The organism is Caulifigura coniformis (genome assembly GCF_007745175.1).
GTDB lineage: Bacteria > Planctomycetota > Planctomycetia > Planctomycetales > Planctomycetaceae > Caulifigura > Caulifigura coniformis.
The window spans coordinates 6437318-6451595 of record NZ_CP036271.1 but is presented as its reverse complement, the minus strand read 5'-3'; the positions used below and the strand labels follow the sequence as shown (position 1 = coordinate 6451595).

Below are 14278 nucleotides of genomic sequence, written 5' to 3'. Positions count from 1 at the left end.
TTGACCACAGGCACACACGATCATCATCAAGGCAACTGCAGCAGTGGTGTTCCATCGCTTTGGCGCTGACCTTCAGTTTTTCGTTCACGATCGAAGGATTTGCCCACCAGCCACCTCCGCGGCCGGCGGTCGCTGGTGAAATGGTACAGTTCAACCTGCCGACGGAACTCGAAGTGAAGGCTTTGGTTGACTATGTCAGCGAGCGGCTGGGTGTGCGATTTCTGTACGACGAGAAGATTGCCAACAAGAAACTGAACATCCGGGCACCCGGAGAAGTGCCGGTCGAGTCATTGCCGGGCCTGCTGCAGAGCGCGCTAAGGATGAAGGGATTGATGCTGATCCAGACGGATCGCCCCGATTTCTTCAAGATCGTGGAATCGAGTCGGCTGGTTGAAGGCGCCCGCCCCCTGGCCCCTGATGAACCACTTGATGGCCGTTTCAGTGACGAAGCGGTGACACAGGTTTTCGTGGTGAAGCATCTCAGCCCGGCGCGCCTCAATGAGATCGTCCGGCCGATCCTGACTCCCCAGGCCGGGACGAGCATTCCGCTCGAGGGACAAAAAATCCTGATCGTCACCGACTACGTCTCGACCGTTCAGCGTTTGGCACGCTTGATCGAACAGGTAGACGTGCCGACGTCCGATACGGTCATCGAGTTCATCCCGGTCAAGCATCTGGAAGCCTCGACGCTGGTCGATCGTGTGCAGGTCCTCCTCGCCCCAGCCGCTCGCGGCGTGACTCCGGTTGCCGGGGAAACGCAGTCTCCTCTGAACGTCTCATCGGACGAACGAACCAATCAGCTGATCGTTGTCGGCCGCACGGGTGAGATCGACCGTGTTCGATCGATTGTCGCCAAGCTGGACGTGTCCATCGGTGCGCTGACCGAGATTTATCGGCTCAAGAGTCTCGCCCCCGAGAAGCTCGACCGGCTGGCTCGGGGACTTGTGCCTGTTGCAGAACAGAAGCGTCGGTATCAGTCGGTCGTCGACGCGGATGAGCGGGTCTTGGTTGTGACTGCGGATGCGGATCTGCACCGTGCCATTCGCGACCTTGTCACCCGCCTGGACGTAGCGGCCAACGCCGAGGAGCGAAGTCGCATTCGGTATTACCGACTAAAGTACATCACGGCCGATAAGGCGCTAGAGACGATCAAGGGAGTGGTCAGTGGTGAGCGTCCCGCACCTCGCGAATTCCAGGAAGCCCGTCCTGACGGACGCTTCCGGATGTTCGAGGGAGAACGCCTGCCTGGCCCCAATCAACCGCAGACCCGGCCTCGTCGAGACCTGCTTGAGTCTCCGGCAGTGAACCCTCCACCCGACGCCGCGCCGCTTGGCGGTCCCGGCGCTCGATCGCCGGAGAACGCGGTCCTGGCGTCGACAGAACAGCTGGGGGACGCGGAACTGCTTGCGAAGGGGGCGCATGTCACCGCGGATGTCCCCAGCAACACGCTGATCATCGTGGCGGATCCGCCTATCCAGAGGGTCTACGAAGACTTGATCAAGTTCCTGGACAAGCCCCGTCCGCAGGTCCTCATCGAAGCCAAGATCGTGGTCCTGGACACGACCGACAACTTTGAACTGGGCATCGAAGTTTCGGGCGGTGACCGCGTCGGTGCACAGCGATTGTTCGGCTTCAGCAGCTTTGGACTGAGCACGCCGAACGCGGTCAATGGTTCGCTAGCCCTCATTCCCGGCGTCGGGTTCAACGGGACTTTGGTGGACCCGGATATCGCCGACGTCGTCCTTCGAGCATTCAGCCAGCACCGTCGGGCGAAGGTGATCTCCGCCCCACGAGTCCTCGTGAACGACAATGCCACGGGACTGCTGACGAGCGTTTCAGAAATTCCGTTCACCAGTGTCAATGCGTCGCAGACCGTGGCGACCACCAGTTTTGCCGGGTTCGCCGAGGCCGGAACAACAATCGAATGCACGCCGCACATTAGTGAAACAGATCAACTTCAATTGGAGTACCGAGTCACGCTGAATGAGTTCACCGGAACAGGATCGGCCGGAGTTCCGCCGCCGAGGCAGACCAATGAGATCGAGAGTGTTGTGACGATCCCCGATGGCCACACCCTGATCGTCGGCGGGCTGCATCGCACGAGTCATGTGCAAGAGCGGGATGGCCTGCCGTTCATCGAGAAGATCCCGGTTCTGAAGTATGCGTTCAGCGACACCAAGGAGGATGTCGCTGAGAACTCGCTGTTCATCTTCCTTCGGCCGGTCATCCTGCGCGACGACAAGTTCCGCGACCTGAAGTACCATTCGGAGGCGGACGTGAAGCGGGCAGACGTTCCAGGGGCTTACCCGCGAAGTGAGCCGATCCTGATCAAATAGGACGACGGACGAATGGCAGCGCTGAGTCAGAGCGGCGCGAGCTCCAAGGGGGCTGTCATCGCCACGAGCGATGCCGACTCGTTGGGAAACGGAGTTTGGTCACTTCCCCTGCCGGATCAGGCATCCCGATTCGGCCTGGAGTACCGTCCCAGCCTAGGCGACCTGTCGCCATCCGCGATCTTTGTCGAGAAGATCCCGATCGCCTTTGCGCGACGGCAGGGCGTCATGGGCTTCGCTTGGCCAGTGGAACGGGATGCACCAGCGGCGGGCGGTCAGGCGGCGGTCGGCGCGTCTGAGCGGATTCTGGTGGCACTGGCCGACCTGCGCAACTGGCGGATCCTCGACACGGTTGGACGATTTCTGGGACGTGCCACGAAGCCGCTCCTGGCGCCGGTAGAGGTCATCAAAGCCTCGATCAACGCCGCGTACGAACAACAAACCGGACGAACCGAAACGGTTCTGGCGACGATCGAAGGGGACAGCCTTCTCGACGAGCTCCGCAGTCTTCCACCCCGAGACGATCTTCTTGATGTCCAGGACCGCGCACCCGTTGTGCGTCTGGTCAATTCCGTGTTGTTCGACGCCGTGACGGGTCTGGCCTCGGACGTGCATGTTCAGCCGTATGAAGACCGCGTGATGATCCGCGTCCGGATTGACGGCGTGCTGCATGACGTGCACACAGTTCCCAAACACCTGCAGGATGAGATCATCAGTCGCGTCAAAGTGGTGGGCGGGATGAACATCGCCGAACGACGGCTGCCGCAGGATGGCCGAGCATCGGTCCAAGTTGGTGATCGCCTGATCGACCTCAGAATCGCATCACTCCCGACACGCGACGGGGAACGGGTTGTCATTCGACTGCTCGACAAGAGCGCCCGCTTGTACACACTCGAGGAACTGGGCCTGGGCGAGCAGTCGGTCAAGCAGCTTCGTCGGCTGATTCACCTGGAGCACGGAATGCTGCTCGTGACCGGACCGACGGGAAGCGGCAAGAGCACGACCCTGTACGCGATGCTCCGAGAGATTAACTACAAAGACCGAAATGTGCTGACGCTGGAAGATCCGATCGAATACCAGCTCGACGGGATCAGCCAGACACAGGTGAACATCAAGAAGGGGCTGACTTTCGCGGCGGGGTTGCGAAGTGTGCTTCGCCAGGATCCGGACGTCATCATGGTGGGTGAAATCCGGGATAAAGAGACGGCCGTCATGGCCGTGCAGTCAGCGCTCACAGGGCATCTCGTCTATTCGACGCTGCACACCAATGATGCGGCCAGCGCCGTCGCGCGCCTGCTGGACCTTGGCATCGAGCCGTATCTGGCAGCCAGTTCCCTCGTGGCGGTTTTGGCACAGAGGCTCGTTCGGAGAAATTGCGACAACTGCTTAGAGTTCTATGTGCCCAGCGACTACGAACTCCGGCAACCGAGAGTGACCCAATCCCGGGAGAGCTTCCGCAAGGGACGAGGCTGCGTGACGTGTCGACAGACGGGTTATCGAGGACGCTTCGGAATCTCCGAATTGCTCGTCGTCAATGACGTTATTCGGCAGCAGATTCAGGACCGTGCAAATGCGTCTCAAATCCTGGCCGCGGCTCGCACTGCGGGAATGAAACGACTCTATGAGGACGGAATCGACAAAGCGGCGAAGGGGCTAACCACGCTCTCGGAAGTCGAGAGAATAGCCGCTGCAGATCTTGCGCCAGAATGAATTGCCAAAAGTGTTGGGCAATGCCGGACCATGAACTCGTGGTAAGATCGCTATGCGAGCGGGACAACCGCAGCGTGTTCGAGGCGGGCCGACGGTGAGGGCAAACCGTGGATCAAAAGCAGTTTGATGCTGCAGTTCGCCGAACGGCAGCCAACAGGGCGGCGTTCAGACGGGGATGCAGGAAGGTCAGTGGCGCCGTCGAGCGATACGCTGGCGGGAGCTGGTTGCTGCGATTGTGGGTGTGGTCCCTGATTGCTGGTGTCACGAGCTTCGTCGCGTGGATCTCGTTTGAAGTCTTCTGGACCACTTTCCTCACGCACTGGGTGATCGTCTCAGGTATCGCGTTCCTTGTGTTCTGCGGTCTTTGCTACGCCTACGCACCACCGCCTCCACCATCCAAAAAGAAGCTGCCAGCTCCGCCACCGCTCAAGAGCCCGCCGCCTGCACCGGTAAAGGCACCAGAAGAACCCAGGGAAGCGGCTGCTGTCACGACGAAGAGGTCCTCACGACGTAAGTTTGAGGAGTATCAATGGGGCGAGCCGCCGCCCTCCAAGAAGCAATTCGGGTACGCGGTCTCGCTTGGGGTTCAGCTCCGGGATGGCATGACGAAGAGCGCGGTAAGCGATGCCATTGATGAGCGCAAAGCAGCGGCCGAGGAGCTGAGGCTGGAACGCGAGAATCTGCCGGCCATCTACAGCAGGATCAAATGGGGATCGCCGCCGCCCCGGCGAATCGATGTCCAGATGGCGGAAGAATCTGGGGCTACATTCCGAAACGGGATGACTTCAAAGGACGTTCTCGATGCTTGGGACGAGGCGGAAGACGCTGCCGAAGCCGCACAGCCAGCCGACAAAGATCAGCTGTCGTACATCAAGGAACTGCATGGCGCACTGCCACGAAAGATCACCTTCGGTGAGGCTGAAAAGGTGATCGAGTTTCTTGAGGATTATCATTTGCCGTGTCCGTTCTGCCGCCAGCAGATCTACGCGAGCGATGATCGTTGCTCGAGCTGTGACAAGTCGCTCGGCAAACTTCGCATTCCCATCCACTTACCCACCTGATCTCTGCGGTTTACAGGATGAAAGGGCGGCCATGTCTGACGAACTGAAGGCGGCGGCGATTCAAGTAGCCGATAAGGCCTATGACGAGTCCAGGCCGGCGATCGAACCGTTGGTGCAGACGTTCGCCAACGTCTTCAAGATGACAGCGTTCGTGACAGGTCTGCCGGCGGCAACCATTGGCAGCCTGCCCAGCGCCTACGCGGCTTCCCTGCGGGCGTTCCAAAAGCTGCGGGACGCAATCCCTGAGCCGAATCGGCAGCCTCCAAAGGAATCGATCGTCTATTCCCTCGTGCAGACGATCCCCGCAGCTGACGAAGCTACCGAAGCCCAAGAACTGTTTGCGCAACTTCTCGCCAGCGCCAGCGACGACCGCTCTGTCTCGAGAGTGCATCCATCGTTCGCGTCCATCATCGCCGAGCTTTCCCCTGTTGACGCCAGGATCATCGCGACATGGAAGCGGTGCAGTGACAATGTGCGGCGCTCGCCAATTGATTTCTATCACCTGGGGCGACAGCAGCCCGCTGGGGACGTCTCGGTGAGCCTTGAGAATCTTTCACGTCTCGGCTTGCTATACTCCGAGGTCGATCTTTCGATGTCGCCGCCCAAGTGGGTCATTACCCGCTTCGGGAGACAGTTCGTCGACTGCTGTTGCCCACCGCAAACCGAAGGCGGTTGAAGCTTCGCCGTGTGGCGAGGGGATACGCGCATGAAACGTGACATGGATCTCGTGCGAGGGATCCTGCTCGAAGTCGAAAAGGCCCAGCCTGGTCGTGCATGGGACCTACGCAGGGCAATTGCAGATGGGGCGTTTCCCGGGCACGACGAAACGACCGTCTTGTCACACGCCTTCTTGATGCGCGAAGCCGGCCTACTTGAGATTCGAACGGGCAGCAATGGTAGTGGCGAATGGAAAGTTGCTTGGCTTGGCCATGACTTCATCGACAGCGCCCGCAACGACACTGTTTGGGAGAGAGCCAAGGGCGCTATCCGCGAAAAAGGATTCGGACTTTCGATCGAACTTTTGAAGGGAGTGCTCAGCAAGCTTGCGAAAGACGCGCTCGGACTTCCGTGAAACACAGCGGCGACAGGGCCAGCCCCTCGCCGGCCCCGCCGCCGCTTCGCAAGGATGCCCGCTCTTCAGAACGCCAGCTCGCGGGCCGTGGCGTAGTCCAGCCCCAGGTCGCTGTACAGGACGCGGAAGCCGATCGAGACCGCGTCCTCACCAGGTGTCGGAGCCCGGTACGTCTGACGCGTGGCAATGCCGTCGCTCATCACAGAATCCCATGCGGCCTTCAGCATCCGCTCGAAAGCTTCCGGTCCGTCGCTGAACAGCCGCTCGCGAACCGTTTTCGGATTGGTCAAGCTCTGCGTTGCCGACTGACGCTCCACGCGTGCGATCGCCCGCAACCGCAGGGCCACTGCTGACAGGGCTTCCTTCAGCGTCTTGTAGCGGGAGGGCTCCGTGTTCTTGAAGCGGACCATTGGAACATGCACCTTGTTCAGCAGCGGCCGGATCGTGGCGCCGGAGAGCGTCACGAAGGCCGGATACTTGCCGCGTGCACCGGCGACCAGCTCCCGCACCTCCGAGGCGAAGGCTTCGACGGGATCTACGCCAGGAACGAAGATCAGTGACGGCCGCACGGCCCGATCGGCATACCAGGCCGACTCATCGCCGGCAGCGCCTTCACACAGCGTCTTCAGGACCGTGCTGCTGACCAGGACACGCTGGGTGTCGGTTGCCCCAGCACAGGCGGTCTCGGCCGCGTCGATTGCGGCCTGAATCTCTTGAGAGATCACTGGTCAGCGTCCTTGCGAAAAGACTCGGTTCCAAACCACACGCCTGCTATGCCGCCCGGTCCCAGCGCACCACGCCGGAAATCCGCCGATCGGTTCTCGCGTCGCAGAGCAGTTCAAGGGGCCGGTCGGTTTTCTCCAGCTGATCCACGATCCGGGCGCGGAGCTGGAACAGCGGAGCCTCGACGATCGATCGCAGCAGCGCAATCAGCTCCCGTCGCGGTTGGGAAATCCCATCCCGGCAGTTCTTCCAGACGTTGAGGTCGAACCCGAGCAGATCGGTGACGCGGTCGGTCGGTAGCCGGAACACTCGCTCAATCTCACGAGCGTTGCGGGCTGCCTCGGAGTTGACCAGGTGAGGCTGTGGAAGCCGGGTGCGGACCATCGGGTACTCATCTAACTACGGGTCAATTTGAATCCCGCGATCCGACACGGGCGACCAGCTTCTGCAGCTTCCCGATCGATCCAGCTTGTTCCACAAGAGTGTTCAGAATCGCCCGATCGCGGGACGCGGCCGGGCGATTGATGATCTTGCGGAGCGCCGTCGCATGATCGGCGTTCGGGTGCGTCTTACCCTTTCGCCAAAACCAGATCGTGACACGCTGGACTCCGAGAAGGCCGGCAAGCTGTTGATCCGACAAGCCCGTCCGCTCGCGCGCTTCCGTGGCCAGATCTCGGTTTTTTCCAGGCACGTCACTCTCCGTTCGGGGGAGAGCGGTGTTGCGGTCCTACCAGCGGCCGGGTCAAGCCCAATCGCGGGAAGCTGGCTCGCCGGGCGCGTAACAACGAGCCGGAAACAAACTGTGTCACTTTAACCGACTGCCTCGGCGGCCCTGTCCCGCCCCAATGGAAAAGTAGTAACTACGACCTCGAACGCGCGCGTGACGCGATTGGTTTCATTGCCTCGATTGGATCTCGCGACGCAGTGGGCCGCGTCGCTGCCAGCGGCGACAGACTGGGCGCGAGAGGGGCCACCACGATCGCACCGGCTTACGTTGCGGATAGAATGCCGTGCCGCGAGCGTGGCCCCTCCGCGCTGGCTCGACTCACCCGCATCAGGAGTGAACACCGATGGAGAAGCCCGAACTCATCACCCTGATCGATGTCGCGCCAGGGAGCATCGTCATTCACACAGCATCGGACGAAGCGACGGCAACCGATCAGCGGGCCGTTGACGTGTTCACCAACGCCGCAGTTCAGGCAATGGCAGCAGGGCTGCCTGTCTTTCTGGTAAAGAACGGCGAACCCAAACGCCTGGTGCAGATCTCGATCCACGACAAAGCGGCCCTGAGCGATGACGACGCCGAAGAGTGAAGGCGTCTGAATCTGGTCCAGCGAGACTGGCCTTACAGGAGGTTCGCAGTCTTTCCATCCCGAGAACTCAGTGGGATTTCGGCAAAGGGCAACGATGACCAGGCCACCAAGTCTGCCGACAGATTCGCTATACAAGTTCCTAGCGATCGGATGCACCTTTACAGCTATCGCCGCCGAAGCGGGGCACGCCTATTTGTCTCACGGCCACCTGATGCAAGCCTCGGGCGTGTACGACCAGTACGCTCGTGATGCCACAGATCGGCTCAACGACCGTCTGAAGTTGGTCATCGACGAGGTAGGCACGTTGTCGATCGAGCCCGGCGATTCGAAGGGAAAGGAGACGGCGGCTGATTTGAAGCGGAGCATTCTCGCAAACATGCTTCGCGTAGCTGCCGCCGAGAATGATCTTCGGTCTGCGGCGATGAAGGAACACATTGACACTGGCCGTCGCTTGTTGGCCTTCGAGACCGGCCGGCTTGCGACAACGGCGACGAGCGCGTGGGTGATCGCATTGACAAGTTACCTACTGCGGTACGTCAAAAGTCAGCGGTACCGAGATGAGATCCTGCGTCTTAAGAGGGATTCACTTCTGAAAAAACGCGGCGCACGACAGCGGTCGCGATCGCTGTGGAGGCGGCAGTGGTGGCAAAGAGTCCAGTAATCTAGGGAACCTAGCATCAATCCTGCTTCTAGCCCGATGCGCTAGTAAGATCCACTTCCGCCTCCAGCCGCGGCAGGTCGATCGCGGCCGTGGATCGCAAAGTTGACCGTGACGGTTGGGCAAATTTTGCGGCCGGCTGGAATCTCCCACCGGGCACGCGGCCCTCTCTTCCGTACCAGCTCGTACGACCGCCCGCCCTCTGACTAAGAAGGGCACAAAGAAGCCCTCTTCGCGCGAATCGCCATCTCATGGGTTTCTTGCTGCCGGCCGGGGCTGCGTTTCACACCGGCGCGGCCCCAGTGCGCAGCACGCAAGCCCATTACAGACTGTGGGTGCGCAACTGATCCTCCTCCGGTTGAGACGGCAACTTTCGTAGCTCCACCGAAGGCGGAAATGCGCACCGCAGTCGGGCTGAGTGGGGCTGTCAGGATCTTGTTTGAGGCGGCACGGATGCCGCCCAGATCAACTGACGACCGTCAATGAGGAACATTACGATGGATCGAAATCGAGCGACAACGGGGAATGCCAAAGGTCAGCGATCTCGACGCAAGCCGCCCGTGAGGCGGCGTCCACAGCTCACGCTGCGGATCGCGAATGGGCTCGCGATGCTGCTCTCCCGGAAGGACTACGCGGAAGAGTTCCGACCGGTCTACGGTGAAGTGGCTGCCGATTTTCGCAAGGAGCAACGACGAAGAGTGAGGCGACTGTCATGGGGATGGGTGTGGTTGCGTCTCACCGCATGGTGGAAGCTCGGCGGCGCAACGTTGCCCTATGTCATGCACAAGGAACTGATTTTTCTCCTGATCGTGAGGATTTACGCCGTTCTGACGACGTAGCAGGATCGTCGAGCCGGGGGCGTTCCAGCGACCCCGGTCCTTTCAAGCGGTGTCCGCCCCATTGCGTCGGGCACCCACAGCAGTCCTTTCAGTAGACCGCCAGCGGTTGCGCGCCGTGTGGAGAAAGCCCCGGTCGTGGTGAGTCCGCTGCGCAAGTTTCACTGAACACTGCTGCTGGCCGATCGTAGGCGACTGGCAGTTCATTGAGCGCTTAATAGATTCAGCCAGCCATCGGCGGTGCGTTGCAGGCCCCGCCGTGTGGACTGTGGATTCACACCACGATGTCGTCGGGCAGGCCGGCCCGTTCGCGGCCTTCTCGAAATGACTTGCCGATCTGCGGTCGGCTCCAACGGTTGCCCTTCTTCGAGAGGAACACAGCTCCGTCCGTCCGATCGCCTACGGCCTCCCTCAGGAGGCCTGAGAGCCGATAGGTCATCTCCACACGGCCGATCCCAGGTGGTTGTCGAACCGTGCCAGCGTCGAAGTCGATGTCGCTGATCTGGAGCTTTGCCAGTTCACTTGCCCGGCAGCCCATCAGCTCGCATGCCAGGATCAGGTTCGCGAATTCCTTCGTCGACCTGGCGGCACCGTCCTCGCCCTGATCTGTCGTCGCCAGCCTGCAGCCCATCGTGGCGGTGATGCCGCGGAGCGATCTACCCTCGACCGCACAGCCGTTTCGTCCTCCCTGCATATCGGCCACAAGCAACGCAAAAGTGATCTCGCCCTCGCGAAGACTTCTGTTCACTCACGGCCGGCAGTTTTCGGCCTGATTCTGTGAGAACGCTGGTAGTCTATTTTCGAGTGCCCCTAATGAAAACGGAACAAGGAAGTCGAGCATCATTGTTCAACATGTCGTCACTGACACACGCCCTCATACGACCGCCCTGATCGCCTCCACCTGTGCAAGCACCGCCTTGGCCTGATCCAGCCCGCCGCAAGCCCGAACGAACTGAACGGCGGCGTCGATCGGGCCGAGCTTGTTGCCGACACCATGGCCGGGAATCTTTCCTCCGGCCCGCTTCACTCGCACCTTCCGGCCCGATTCCCCTGCTGATTTCTTCAAGTTCGACTTGATGATCGACACGTACTGAGCGTTCACCCTGAAGCCCTGCGTCTGGACGATCTCCGCAATCTCCTTCGGCCCTTTGTCCGGGTTTGACTGGAGGGCTTCACGAATCGCCGCGGACTTGTTTCCGGATGAGGACTTCTTTGCCATTGGTGTCGATCTGATCAGTTAAGGGATGAAGCCCGCGATTAGACTGTAGCAGGCTTATTGCTCTGGGCCGATCAAGGCTGGCACTGCATGAGACTCGACAAACACTGAAGTCGCGAATTCTCGGCATCCTGGATGGCAGTGCACTAACGAAGTACATCGCCAGCGGTCAGGAACTGACGACAGGCGAGATGCTTGACGAATTGACCTAAGCAGGGCTTCTCAGGCGGGAAGCTGTCCAAGGGAAGCCGAGTGGTCGCGCCGGGCAGACGCATAGTTCATCGTTCGATGCCCTGCCGGCTATTTTCGAGCCCCGGGCTGGCGGTGCTGGCTCGGGGCTTTATTCTGCGCGTAATGCCCCGTCGTACTCCTCCTGCTGAAATCGAATCGATCCTGCATCCGAGGATCCCGACCGACTACGAGCAGTGCGAGAAGTGGCAGTTGTGGCTCGACTACGGCGACGAGCCGTACGGAACGCAGTGCATCGAGTTTCAGATGGGCCATCCGCCGCGGCTGATCCCGACGCCCGATTACCTGCACTCGCCGATGGTCTTTAGGGTCCCGGCAACGCCGGCCTACGCTCGCCGGGCAGCTGCCTGGGCCCGCCGGTCGCGAGTCGATTGCCCGCATGAGATCCTCGACCTGGCGAACACTCTTACAGCTTCTCCGTCCCAGGCTTAAAGAACTGCTCGCCCTCATTCCGGCTGCTGTTGATCGCCGGGTCGATCGAATCGAATACCAGCTTCCCGTCCCACGGGCGAATCATCGCCTCCAGCGGCTCCGGCTCCTGCAGGTCGGGATCCAGCCACACGTCCCATTCGTTGCGGTGCAGGATGACGGGCTGACGGTCGTGCAGTTTCGCCATGTCGCCCGTCGATTCCGTCGTGATGATCGTGCAGGACTCGAGGGGCTCGGCGCCCTTGTCCCAGCACTCCCACAGGCCGGCGAAGGCGAACGGTTCGTCTTTGGGCAGGTGGATATTGAACGGGAGCTTGGCTTTCCCCTCGGTCCGCCATTCGTAGAAGCCGGTCGCCGGGATCAGGCAGCGGCGTTTCTTGAAGGCTGACCGGAACGCCGGCTTCTCGGCGACGGTCTCGCCACGGGCGTTGATGAGCGGCGGGCCGGACTTCGGGTCCTTTGACCACATCGGGACCAGTCCCCAGCGGAGATTGGCCGGAACCCGTTTCCCATCCTCCTGGCGGATCGCCACGACCGTCTGCGTCGGGCTGATGTTGAACCGCTGGCGGAACTCGATCTCCCGGACCGTGACGAAGACCTGGGCCAGCTTCGCGGGTGACATCCGGAGGTTGTATCGGGCGCACATGCTGAAATCTCAATCAGCACAATAAACTGCGGGCGAACGTCTTTCCTGACCAATCAATGACCGACTCTGCTCCGAAGCCGAAACGCAGCCGCTGGCGATGGCTTGCGGCAGTCATCGTCCTGGCATCACTGGTGTCGTTCCTTGGCTACCGCAGCAACCGCAGCGTCCGCATCGAGGCCGCGACGCACGCCTGGATCAGGAAGGCGGCAGCACTGAACCTCGTCTGCATGTCCGACACGGTCTGCGTGATCCCGGGGCTGGAGTACCACGAGCTGGGGCGACGGGTGCTGGGCCAGCGTAAGGTCAGAGTCGCCGTGTACAACGCGGAGGATGCCCATAACCTGGGCTCGATGCCTCCCTTCCCGGTGAAACTGGTGGTCGATACCCTTGCCAGCACGCCGCCCGACGTCGTCACGATGCTTCGATCGCGATTCCCGCACGTCCAATGACCGAACCCCGCATCATCGTCGCGTGAGCAGCCCCTTGACGGAGTGCTCGGTCACATCCAGAAGCGCCAAGAGGCTCTCTTAGCACACGGATGACTCGGCATCGTTCATAGAGGCTTCTCGGGCATGGCCCGGCCTTGTTATCGTCGAGAAGCCTCGCACACCGATTCAGGGACTGCAGGTCTTTCACAAGGTCACTTCTCGGATGAGCGCGGCGATTTCTGTACGAAGCAGGTGCACCCGATTCGATGTCGCCAGTTGGCTCTTGCTTGCCGGCGCGGCCGGTGCGGTGAACGGGTTTGCATTCGTGATGTGTAGGCAGTACGTCACGCATATCAGCGGGACGTTTACCCAGATCGGCCTGGAATCGAATCGTCTGGAACTCGCAGCGAAATCCGCGGCGCTCGTCCTCAGCTTCATTCTTGGGGCGTTCACGTCGTCCCTGGCCTTTCGCGGCGCGAGTGGAGCCACGCGGCGTCAATCCTGGACGATTCCCCTACTGGTCGTGGCGACGCTGCTGATCGCACTGGCAGTCACCGGGCGGTCCGGAGCCTTTGGAACCTTTGGAACAGAAGCCACGCTGGACATCCGGGTCGTCGTCCTCCTGGCTGTGCTTTCGTATGCGATGGGTCTGCAGAACGCCGTCGTTACGCTGGCCACTGATCCGGCGGTCCGAACGACGCATGTGACCGGTCCTGCGACGGAACTCGGAATCCAGTTGGGGGCAGCGGTGCGTGCATCTGGTCGTGAGCGGAGGGAGGCGGTCCGTGCCGCATCCCTGCGGGCGGGCAAGATTTTCACGTTCGCTCTGGGGGCCGCCCTGTCGATGCCACTGGCCAGATCAACGGGCTACCTGGCTCTTTTGGAACCGGCATTCTGCATCATCCTTGCGACGTTGATCGGTGGCAGGAGCCGCGGCCCGGGACTGACGGTTGTCGATCTGCAGGCCGCTTGAATTCAGTCGCAGGAAGATCCACGCCGTCCCTTCACCGTTTCCCCGGCTCCCGCGGCTCCGGCCCGACAAAGGCCCCTTCTACCGCGTGCAGCCACGAGCACACCCTGACGCCGGCCGAGCCTTCCTGAATCGCCGTGATCGCGTCGGGAGCGAACCCGGCATGCCTGACAGCGTTCCAGGCGAACCGATTCGGCCCGCCCCGTTCGTCACGCTCCCAGTGCCCATGCCCTTCCCGAATCGCCTCGCGGTGGACTTCCAGGAGGGCGGCAGCACGTCCCTCCCGGTAGCCGGTCCGGTAGTACGCCGTGAACCTCGTGAATGCGCTGGCCGCGAGTCCCATGAACAGGCACGCGATGCAGAGCAGCACACTCGACGAAGTACCGCCCCGTCGCGGAATTCTCCAAAACGTTGCAAATACGTTGCAAAACGAAAAAGCCCTGCCGCAACTTTTTGCTACGACAGGGCTTACATAAAAAACCCGGAAACAGCGAGTCCCAGGGGGGCGGAGGACTCAAGCCATTTCCGGGGGCGATGAGTAGCTGAAAAGCTGGCCGACTTTTCTTCCCGAGCGGGGGGATCGGCTTCGTCAGCATCCATGCCAACGAAGCGGCCCCGACGGTCGAAAAGGCCG

18 protein-coding genes are annotated in these 14278 nt (G+C 61.1%); 11 read left to right on the top strand and 7 right to left on the bottom strand.

Going from position 1 to position 14278, the window contains the following annotated elements; translation table 11 throughout:
- The first annotated feature begins 140 nt into the window (after nt 1–140).
- The 5 genes from Pan44_RS25940 (at nt 141) to Pan44_RS25920 (ending at nt 6176) form a co-directional block, all read left to right on the top strand.
- Nucleotides 141–2336 carry a secretin N-terminal domain-containing protein gene (locus Pan44_RS25940; protein WP_197453662.1) on the top strand — a complete coding sequence of 732 codons (2196 nt, stop codon included), beginning with the start codon at nt 141–143 and terminating at the stop codon, nt 2334–2336.
- Between the two features lie 12 nt (nt 2337–2348).
- A complete protein-coding gene (locus Pan44_RS25935; protein ID WP_145034634.1) occupies nt 2349–4043 on the top strand; it encodes a GspE/PulE family protein in 1695 nt (564 codons plus the stop codon).
- 107 nt (nt 4044–4150) lie between these two features.
- Nucleotides 4151–5104 (top strand): hypothetical protein, encoded by a 954-nt coding sequence (locus Pan44_RS25930; RefSeq protein ID WP_145034633.1) that lies wholly within the window; start codon nt 4151–4153, stop codon nt 5102–5104.
- A gap of 31 nt (nt 5105–5135) precedes the next feature.
- On the top strand, nt 5136–5780 hold the full coding sequence (locus Pan44_RS25925) for an Abi-alpha family protein (RefSeq protein ID WP_197453661.1): 645 nt from the start codon (nt 5136–5138) through the stop codon (nt 5778–5780).
- A 30-nt stretch (nt 5781–5810) separates the two neighbouring features.
- Nucleotides 5811–6176 carry a DUF2513 domain-containing protein gene (locus tag Pan44_RS25920; RefSeq protein ID WP_145034631.1) on the top strand — a complete coding sequence of 122 codons (366 nt, stop codon included), beginning with the start codon at nt 5811–5813 and terminating at the stop codon, nt 6174–6176.
- A 65-nt stretch (nt 6177–6241) separates the two neighbouring features.
- Here Pan44_RS25920 and Pan44_RS25915 read toward each other — a convergent pair whose 3' ends face one another.
- From Pan44_RS25915 to Pan44_RS25905, 3 genes are read right to left on the bottom strand one after another with little or no spacing between them, the layout of a single operon-like run.
- Entirely contained in the window at nt 6242–6901 is a 660-nt protein-coding gene (locus Pan44_RS25915; RefSeq protein WP_145034630.1) for a hypothetical protein, read from the bottom strand.
- Between the two features lie 46 nt (nt 6902–6947).
- Nucleotides 6948–7283: a hypothetical protein gene (locus Pan44_RS25910; RefSeq protein WP_145034629.1), complete on the bottom strand. Its 336-nt coding sequence runs from the start codon at nt 7281–7283 to the stop codon at nt 6948–6950.
- A gap of 22 nt (nt 7284–7305) precedes the next feature.
- Complete coding sequence (locus Pan44_RS25905; RefSeq protein WP_145034628.1) at nt 7306–7590, bottom strand: helix-turn-helix domain-containing protein; 285 nt, start codon at nt 7588–7590, stop codon at nt 7306–7308.
- A 379-nt stretch (nt 7591–7969) separates the two neighbouring features.
- On the opposite strand from Pan44_RS25905, the gene Pan44_RS25900 reads away from it, so the two are divergent.
- From Pan44_RS25900 to Pan44_RS25890, 3 genes are all read left to right on the top strand, one after another.
- A complete protein-coding gene (locus tag Pan44_RS25900; protein ID WP_145034627.1) occupies nt 7970–8212 on the top strand; it encodes a hypothetical protein in 243 nt (80 codons plus the stop codon).
- Nucleotides 8213–8306: 94 nt separating this feature from the next.
- Complete coding sequence (locus tag Pan44_RS25895; RefSeq protein WP_145034626.1) at nt 8307–8873, top strand: hypothetical protein; 567 nt, start codon at nt 8307–8309, stop codon at nt 8871–8873.
- 494 nt (nt 8874–9367) lie between these two features.
- Nucleotides 9368–9709 (top strand): hypothetical protein, encoded by a 342-nt coding sequence (locus tag Pan44_RS25890; protein ID WP_145034625.1) that lies wholly within the window; start codon nt 9368–9370, stop codon nt 9707–9709.
- A 271-nt stretch (nt 9710–9980) separates the two neighbouring features.
- On the opposite strand, the gene Pan44_RS25885 is transcribed toward Pan44_RS25890, so the two are convergent.
- A complete protein-coding gene (locus tag Pan44_RS25885) occupies nt 9981–10454 on the bottom strand; it encodes a tyrosine-type recombinase/integrase (RefSeq protein ID WP_145034624.1) in 474 nt (157 codons plus the stop codon).
- A 126-nt stretch (nt 10455–10580) separates the two neighbouring features.
- Nucleotides 10581–10925: a hypothetical protein gene (locus tag Pan44_RS25880; RefSeq protein ID WP_145034623.1), complete on the bottom strand. Its 345-nt coding sequence runs from the start codon at nt 10923–10925 to the stop codon at nt 10581–10583.
- A 351-nt stretch (nt 10926–11276) separates the two neighbouring features.
- Between Pan44_RS25880 and Pan44_RS25875 the strand changes: the two genes are divergently transcribed.
- The gene (locus Pan44_RS25875) at nt 11277–11603 is read left to right on the top strand and encodes a hypothetical protein (RefSeq protein WP_145034622.1); all 327 of its coding nucleotides are present in this window, start codon (nt 11277–11279) and stop codon (nt 11601–11603) included.
- On the opposite strand, the gene Pan44_RS25870 is transcribed toward Pan44_RS25875, so the two are convergent.
- Nucleotides 11578–12246 (bottom strand): SOS response-associated peptidase, encoded by a 669-nt coding sequence (locus Pan44_RS25870; protein WP_145034621.1) that lies wholly within the window; start codon nt 12244–12246, stop codon nt 11578–11580. The genes Pan44_RS25875 and Pan44_RS25870 overlap by 26 nt on opposite strands.
- Nucleotides 12247–12302: 56 nt before the next feature.
- Between Pan44_RS25870 and Pan44_RS25865 the strand changes: the two genes are divergently transcribed.
- Entirely contained in the window at nt 12303–12695 is a 393-nt protein-coding gene (locus Pan44_RS25865) for a hypothetical protein (protein ID WP_145034620.1), read from the top strand.
- A 202-nt stretch (nt 12696–12897) separates the two neighbouring features.
- Complete coding sequence (locus Pan44_RS25860; RefSeq protein WP_145034619.1) at nt 12898–13647, top strand: YoaK family protein; 750 nt, start codon at nt 12898–12900, stop codon at nt 13645–13647.
- A 31-nt stretch (nt 13648–13678) separates the two neighbouring features.
- Here Pan44_RS25860 and Pan44_RS25855 read toward each other — a convergent pair whose 3' ends face one another.
- Nucleotides 13679–14014: a hypothetical protein gene (locus Pan44_RS25855; protein ID WP_145034618.1), complete on the bottom strand. Its 336-nt coding sequence runs from the start codon at nt 14012–14014 to the stop codon at nt 13679–13681.
- Between the last annotated feature and the right edge of the window lie 264 nt (nt 14015–14278).